The 6,475-nt window shown below is 71.0% G+C and carries 6 protein-coding genes; 4 read left to right on the top strand and 2 right to left on the bottom strand.

The genetic code is table 11. The features are described from left to right. Positions 1-79: 79 nt before the first annotated feature. Positions 80-1,267 carry an FAD-dependent monooxygenase gene (locus ABZ848_RS48295; protein WP_360843172.1) on the bottom strand — a complete coding sequence of 396 codons (1,188 nt, stop codon included), beginning with the start codon at positions 1,265-1,267 and terminating at the stop codon, positions 80-82. A gap of 249 nt (positions 1,268-1,516) precedes the next feature. On the opposite strand from ABZ848_RS48295, the gene ABZ848_RS48290 reads away from it, so the two are divergent. Continuing rightward, the gene (locus ABZ848_RS48290) at positions 1,517-2,923 is read left to right on the top strand and encodes an amino acid permease (protein ID WP_360843170.1); all 1,407 of its coding nucleotides are present in this window, start codon (positions 1,517-1,519) and stop codon (positions 2,921-2,923) included. A 13-nt stretch (positions 2,924-2,936) separates the two neighbouring features. On the opposite strand, the gene ABZ848_RS48285 is transcribed toward ABZ848_RS48290, so the two are convergent. Then, positions 2,937-3,377, bottom strand: coding sequence for a universal stress protein (locus ABZ848_RS48285; RefSeq protein WP_360843168.1), 441 nt, complete (start codon positions 3,375-3,377; stop codon positions 2,937-2,939). Between the two features lie 260 nt (positions 3,378-3,637). On the opposite strand from ABZ848_RS48285, the gene ABZ848_RS48280 reads away from it, so the two are divergent. From ABZ848_RS48280 to ABZ848_RS48270, 3 genes are all read left to right on the top strand, one after another. Next, on the top strand, positions 3,638-5,317 hold the full coding sequence (locus ABZ848_RS48280) for a chloride channel protein (protein WP_360843174.1): 1,680 nt from the start codon (positions 3,638-3,640) through the stop codon (positions 5,315-5,317). Positions 5,318-5,417: 100 nt separating this feature from the next. Next, the gene (locus ABZ848_RS48275; RefSeq protein WP_360843166.1) at positions 5,418-5,663 is read left to right on the top strand and encodes a hypothetical protein; all 246 of its coding nucleotides are present in this window, start codon (positions 5,418-5,420) and stop codon (positions 5,661-5,663) included. Between the two features lie 5 nt (positions 5,664-5,668). Then, positions 5,669-6,373 (top strand): DUF4396 domain-containing protein, encoded by a 705-nt coding sequence (locus ABZ848_RS48270; protein WP_360843164.1) that lies wholly within the window; start codon positions 5,669-5,671, stop codon positions 6,371-6,373. Positions 6,374-6,475 lie beyond the last annotated feature (102 nt).

Below are 6,475 nucleotides of genomic sequence, written 5' to 3'. Positions count from 1 at the left end.
TCGCTTGGCTCCGCGCCCCCCCCCCCCCCCGGGCCGCCCCCCCCCCCCCCCCCCCCCCCAACGCCCCAGGACGGTTCAACTAGGTCGGCACGGTGGCCAGTTGCCGGAGGGCGGGCCGCTGCTTCCCGGTGAGCGAGGTGCCGGCGAGGCGGCTTGCGACCGGCAGGCCGGCGAAGCGCAGAGCGGCACGGCGGACGCGCAGTCGCCGTGCCGTTTCGGGGACGAACCAGCGGGCCGTTCTGCGGGCGGCGCGCTGTCGGTGTCTGACGACCGGCCGCCACAGGCGTTCGTAGCCGTGCAGCGCGTCCTCGACGCGCCGCGTACCGGCGAGCTGATCGGCCAGGACATAGGCGCCGGCGATTGCAAGGGAGGCTCCCTGTCCGGAGAACAGGGAAACGGCCTGGCAGGCGTCGCCGACCAGGACGACCCGCCCGCGGCTCCAGCAGGGCAGGTCGGTCTGGGCGACCTGGTCGTAGTAGACCCGCGAGGAGGGCGGGCAGCCCGCCAGGGCGCGGGGCACGTACCAGCCGAGAGAACCGTACTCGCGGTACAGGGCGGCCCGCGTGTCGTCGGGACGACGGGGATCGGCGCTGCGGTGGACGGCGAAGGCAGCGACGGCACCGTCCCGGAGCGCGTAGAGGCCCAGCTGCCGCTCGACGGTGTCGGTGAGGCAGAAGCGGTCGCCCAGTTCCGCGTGGACGTACGGGTCGTCGAAGGTGAACGCGGCGGTGTGGTAACCGAGGTAGCGCACGTACCGCTGTTCCTCGCCGAAGACCATGGCCCGCACGGTGGAGTGGAGGCCGTCGGCCCCGACCAAGAGGTCGGCGTCGAGGACACTGCCGTCGGTGAGGGTGACGCGGATGCCGTACGTGCTCGGGTCGACGCGGGCCGGGCCGACGCCGTAACGCAGGTGCACGGCGAACGACAGCCTTTCCCGTAGGGTGAGTTCGAGGTCGGGCCGCATGATGCTGAGCAGGCGGCCGTCCAGTGCACGGGCGAAGCGGTCGTACCCGAGGCGGGCGCGGCACCGGCCCTGGTCGTCGAGGAAGGCGGCTTCGGAGACGGGGTAGCCGAGCTCCTCCAGCCAGGGCAGCACGCCCATGGCCTCGGCGGCGTCGTACCCCGGACCGAAGAAGTCGATCATGTATCCCTCGGTGCGGGGGTACAGGGCCTTCTCCAGGACCACGACCTCCCAGCCGAGCACGTTGTGCAGGCGGCCGGCCAATGACAGTCCGGCGATGCCGGCTCCGCAGATCACTGCTCTCATCGGTGCGCTTCGCCTCTTCCGCTCCCCGGACGCTCACCCTCTACTTTTGCACTATGCAAAGCTCGCGGGCAAGAATGTCCGGTCCGGCCGGACCGGAAGCCGGGAATCTTGACGCGTCCCTAACACCTCACTGACGGCTTCTTGACGTACCGTCGACGACGGCGTGCCGCGAAGTCGGGTCGGCGAAGTACTCCCTGTTGAGCTGTCCGTGCGGGCACCTCCGTCCGGACACCGTGGAAGGTCTTCGCGATGACCCTCTCGAAGTCGGCTGCCGCCGCAGCCGCCCCGTCCCTCGCCGTGCGCGGCCGTGGCCCGCGCCGTTCCGTGCTCTTCTTCGCGTTCGCCTTCGCGGTGATCGCCGATCCGGTCTCCTCGGTGGCGTACGCGATCGAGGCCGCCCTGCGCGCTCTGCACGGCGACCTGGCGCTGCTGCTGCCCACGATGAGCCTGGTCATCGGCCTCGTCGTGATCGTCACCGCCAACTACTGGCAGTTGGTACGCCGCTTCCCGAAGGGCGGCGGCGCGGCGGCCGCGGCCGGTCGGGCGTTCGGGCCGCGCTGGACATTCCTGCCCATCGGCGCGCTGGTCGTGGACTTCGTGCTGACGATCGGCATCTCGATCGCGGCGGCGGCCAGCGCGGTCATCGCCCTGTTTCCGGCGCTGGCCCCATGGCGTGTACCGCTCGCGCTGGCCCTGCTCCTGGTGGTGGCCGGACTGACCTGGTTCGGGCACGGCGGGCGGCTGCTGTTCGCCTTCATGACGGTGACCTTCGTGGTTGTCTCCGTGGCTGTGCTGGTCCTGGGCTTCACTTCACCGCACACCGCCGGTCACGCCGCCACCACGAGCGACCCGGGGCACTCGGCGGTGCTCGCGGTGGTCCTGGCCTTCCCCGTCGCGATGGCACTGGCCACCGGCATCGAGGCACCCTCGACCGCGATCGCCCAGCTCGGCCAGCTCGGCCAGCTCGACGACACCCACCGCCGCCGCTTCGGCCGCGGCACCCTCGCCCTGCTCGTCGTGATCGTCGGCGGTCTGACCCTGGCCCTGACCGCGCTCGCCGTGCGGCTGCACATCGGCATCCCCGGTGCCGACTCGACGCAGATCGCCGACATCGCGCATGCCGCCGCCGGACCCGGCCGGCTCTACGGCACCTTCCAGCTGACCAGCTCACTGCTGCTGCTCGCCGCCGCCAGCTCCTCCTTCCAGGCCGGCCCCGGACTGCTCAAGGCCCTGTCCGGCACATCCGAGCGGCCCGGCGTCCTGCCCCCGGTGCTCGGCCGGACCAACCGCCACCACACCCCGCACTGGTCGGTCGTGGTCCACCTGGCCGCCGCCGCGCTCATCATCGTGGCGGCGGCCGGCCAGGAGCAGGAACTCGTCCTGTTCTACGCCGTCGCCGTGTTCGTCAGCTTCCTGGTCGGCCTGCTCGCCATGGCCCGCTTCGCCACTCGTGAGCGCAAGACGGCGCTGGCCTGGGTCAACGGCCTGGCCGCCGCGGCCGTCGCCTTCACCCTCGTGGTGAACCTGCTGCGCGGCTGGCCGGTCCTGTCACTCGCCGCGACGCTGCTCATCGCGGCCGGCCTGTACGCCCGGTGGACGCGGGCCGGCCGCCCCAGCGGCATCGAGGACGTCGAGGCCCACGCCGAGGCGGACTGACACGGCGGGAGGGTCAGGCGCCGTCGGTCCGGACGACGAGGACCGGGCACGTGGCGTGGTGCACGCAGTGATGACTGACCGAACCGAGCAGCATCCCGGCGAACGCGCCGTGCCCATGGCTGCCCACCACCAGCAGCTCGGCACCTTTGGCGGCCTCGGTCAGCACCGCCGCCGGATGCCCCTCGACGACCTGGGGGTCGACGGACACGCCCGGATGCTCCCCAAGCGTGTTCTCCACCGTGACCCGCAGGTTCTCGCGGGCCTGTTCCCCGAAGTCGGTGTCCGAGAAGTCCACCGGCATGCCGTAGGTGACGGGTAGTCGCCACGCCTGGACGGGACGCAGCCGCGCCCCGGTCAGTTCGGCCTGGCGGGCGGCCCAGCGCAACGCCGCCCGGCTCGCCTCCGACCCGTCGACCCCCACCACGATCAGCGGCGGGGAAGCCTGACTGTTCACCGTTCACCTCCGCGACTCGCACGTACACCCACGTTCCCGTGAACCGGCCCGCGCCCCAAGGGGCCCTTCGGCCCCGATCGGCGAGCAGGGGTCTGTGACGCACACCCTTGACTCGTTTTGCATAATGCAAAGGTAGGCACGGGAAGGCGATGAGCGCCATACCGGCAGCGACGGACGGGAAGCACGTGTCCAGCACCACCACCAGTGGATTCACCCCTGCACCGAGGATCGCGGGACTGCGCAACGCCCCATGGGGGCTGATGGCCCTGGCCGTCGTGGTCGGCGCCGGGGCCGGGGCCGGCTCGATCGTCTTCCGCTGGTGCATCAAGACCTTCACCCGCCTCCTCTCCGGCCACGCCGACTACGCCGCCTCGCCGGGCGCGGACAATCCGCACGTGCCGTGGCTCGGCCCGTACTTCGTGCTCCTCGCCCCGGTGGTCGGGGGTCTGCTGTACGGGCCGCTGGTGAACCGGTTCGCCAAAGAGGCGCGCGGACACGGTGTGCCCGAGGTGATGCTCGCGGTCGCCCAGCGCGGCGGGCGCATCAGTCCCAAGGTCGCCGTGGTGAAGACGCTGGCCTCCGCCCTGTGCATCGGCTCGGGCGGCTCGGTGGGCCGTGAGGGCCCGATCGTGCAGATCGGCTCGGCTCTCGGATCCACCCTCGGCCGGGTGACGAAGGTGACCGAGGGCCGGATGAAGCTGCTGGTCGCGTGCGGCGCGGCGGGCGGCATCGCGGCCACCTTCAACGCACCGCTGGCCGGGGTGTTCTTCGCCATGGAACTCATCCTCGGCACCTTCAGCGCCGAAGCCTTCGGTGCCCTGGTACTGGCCAGCGTCACCGCCAGCGTCATCGGACGGGCCGCCTTCGGCAACAACGCCTTCCTGAGCCTGCCCGACTTCCACGTCGACCACCTCGCCCAGTACGGCCTGTTCGCCGCGCTCGGTATCGGCGCCGCCGTGGTGGGCGTGGGCTTCTCCCGGTTCCTGTACCTGGTCGAGGACGCCTGCGACTGGCTGTGGCGCGGCCCGGAATGGCTGCGCCCGGCAGTCGGTGGAGTGGCGCTCGGCCTGTTGCTGCTGGCCCTGCCGGAGATGTACGGCGTCGGCTACCCCGTCCTGCAGAAGGCCACCGAGGGCGGGTACGCGGTCGGCTTCCTGCTCCTGCTGCTGGTCGGCAAGATGCTGGCGACGAGCCTGACCATCGGCATCGGCGGCTCCGGCGGAGTCTTCGCACCGAGCCTGTTCATCGGGGCCATGCTGGGCTCGGCCTACGGCGTCGGCGTGCACCACCTGATGCCCCACTCCGCCGGCGCGGTGGGGGCGTACGCCCTGGTCGGCATGGGCGCGGTGTTCGCCGGTGCGGCGCGGGCGCCGATCACCGCGGTCGTCATCCTCTTCGAGCTCACCGGCGAGTACTCGATCATCCTGCCGCTGATGCTCGCCATCGTCCTGGCCACCGCCACCAGCCGCCTGCTGACCCACGACACGATCTACACCCTCAAGCTGCGCCGCCGCGGCATCGACCTCGAAGGCCCGGCACCCGGCGCCCTGATCGGCACCCAGCACGTGGGCGCCGTCATGGAGCCCCTGCCCTCCCCCCTGGCGGCCTCGACGCCCCTCGGCGACGCCGCCGACCTGCTGAGCCTGTCGGGCCACGGCGCCCTCCCGGTCGTCGACGACACCGGTGACTACGCCGGTGTCGTCACCGCACAGGCGGTGGCCGAGGCTCTCACGGAGCAGCCGGAGGACGCGCCGACCCGGGTCGGGCAACTCGCCGAGACGCCGGCGCCCGTCCTGGCCGACCAGCCCCTGACCCAGGCCATGCACGCTCTGCTGTCGGCTGCTGGCACCGGCGTACCGGTCCTCGACTCCGAACACGGCAAACCGGTCGGCTGGCTCAGCCACCAGAGCGCGCTGCGCGCGGTGCACACGGCCACCTGAAGACGCCTCGATCAAGCTCACCCTCCGAACACTCATTTTGCACTGTGCAAAAATGGGTACGGGGACCTCTGGACACCCAGAGCACCCCAAGGAGGTGGCCATGCACACCGAGCACGTCCAGCGCTCCTACTCGTTCGCGTGCCTCGACTGCGGACACGGCTGGGAGAGCACGTACGAAATCGACGTGTCCGTGGACGAGCACACACGGATCACCGCGACCTATCACCTCGACGGCAGGCGCGTGCCCTCGCCGCTGCAGTCGCCCCGCTGCCCCGCCTGCGAGAGCCGCAAGATACGCATCATGCGGCCGGGGCGCGTGGCGACGGCCCACCTCCATGAGAGGTGATGCCGATGGAGCCGCGCCATCAACCGGCGGCCTGGCTGGAGGCGCTGGGCTGGGCCTCCCTGGTCGCGGCCGGGGCGAGCGCCCTGGCGATCACGGCGGACATGACACTGCGCGGATACCGCCAACGCATGTGGATCACGCATCTGGTCTACCCGATCACTGCCCTGTACTGGGGTCTGGCCGCCCTGTGGTTCTACGTCCGCCACGGCCGGCGCACCTCACTGCCGGTGATCGACCGGGAGGGCGAGGTGGATCCGGAGAAGCTGCCGGAATGGGTCACGTCCGCCAAGGCCATCAGCCACTGCGGTGCCGGGTGCGTGCTGGGCGACATCGTCGGCGAGTGGCTGGTGCGGTCGACCGGCATGACGATCGCGGGTCAACCGCTGTACGCCGATTTCCTGCTGGACTTCGCCCTGGCCTGGCTGCTGGGCGTCGGCTTCCAGTACTTCACCATCGCCCCCATGCGCGACATCGGACCCACACAGGGTCTGTGGGCGGCCGTAAAGGCCGACACGTTCTCCATCGTGTCGTTCCAGATCGGCCTCTTCGCCAGCATGTGGTTCTACCAGGAGGTGCTCTTCGCGCCGGGCTTGGCCAAAACCACGGCCGCGTACTGGCTGCTGATGCAGCTCGCCATGATCGTCGGCTTCTTCACGGCCTGGCCGGTAAACGGCTGGCTCGTCCGCGTCGGCTGGAAGGAACGGATGTAACCGCGCCGACCCGCAGCACCCGGCATCCGCGGACGGCGCCCGCATTGGTCACATCGGAGTATTTTGCACAATGCAAACGCGCGTGTCGCCCGGGTGGGCCTG

This window comes from Streptomyces sp. NPDC047081, assembly GCF_040643775.1.
Lineage (GTDB): Bacteria > Actinomycetota > Actinomycetes > Streptomycetales > Streptomycetaceae > Streptomyces.
Note: the sequence above shows the minus strand (reverse complement) of the source record. Positions and strands in the feature narration are given on the sequence as shown.

Coding starts and splice junctions, on each gene's coding strand:
- ABZ848_RS48295 (WP_360843172.1), bottom strand. CDS start 1,267: ATGAGAGCAGTGATCTGCGGAGCCGGCATCGCCGGACTGTCATTGGCC.
- ABZ848_RS48290 (WP_360843170.1), top strand. CDS start 1,517: ATGACCCTCTCGAAGTCGGCTGCCGCCGCAGCCGCCCCGTCCCTCGCC.
- ABZ848_RS48280 (WP_360843174.1), top strand. CDS start 3,638: ATGGCCCTGGCCGTCGTGGTCGGCGCCGGGGCCGGGGCCGGCTCGATC.
- ABZ848_RS48275 (WP_360843166.1), top strand. CDS start 5,418: ATGCACACCGAGCACGTCCAGCGCTCCTACTCGTTCGCGTGCCTCGAC.
- ABZ848_RS48270 (WP_360843164.1), top strand. CDS start 5,669: ATGGAGCCGCGCCATCAACCGGCGGCCTGGCTGGAGGCGCTGGGCTGG.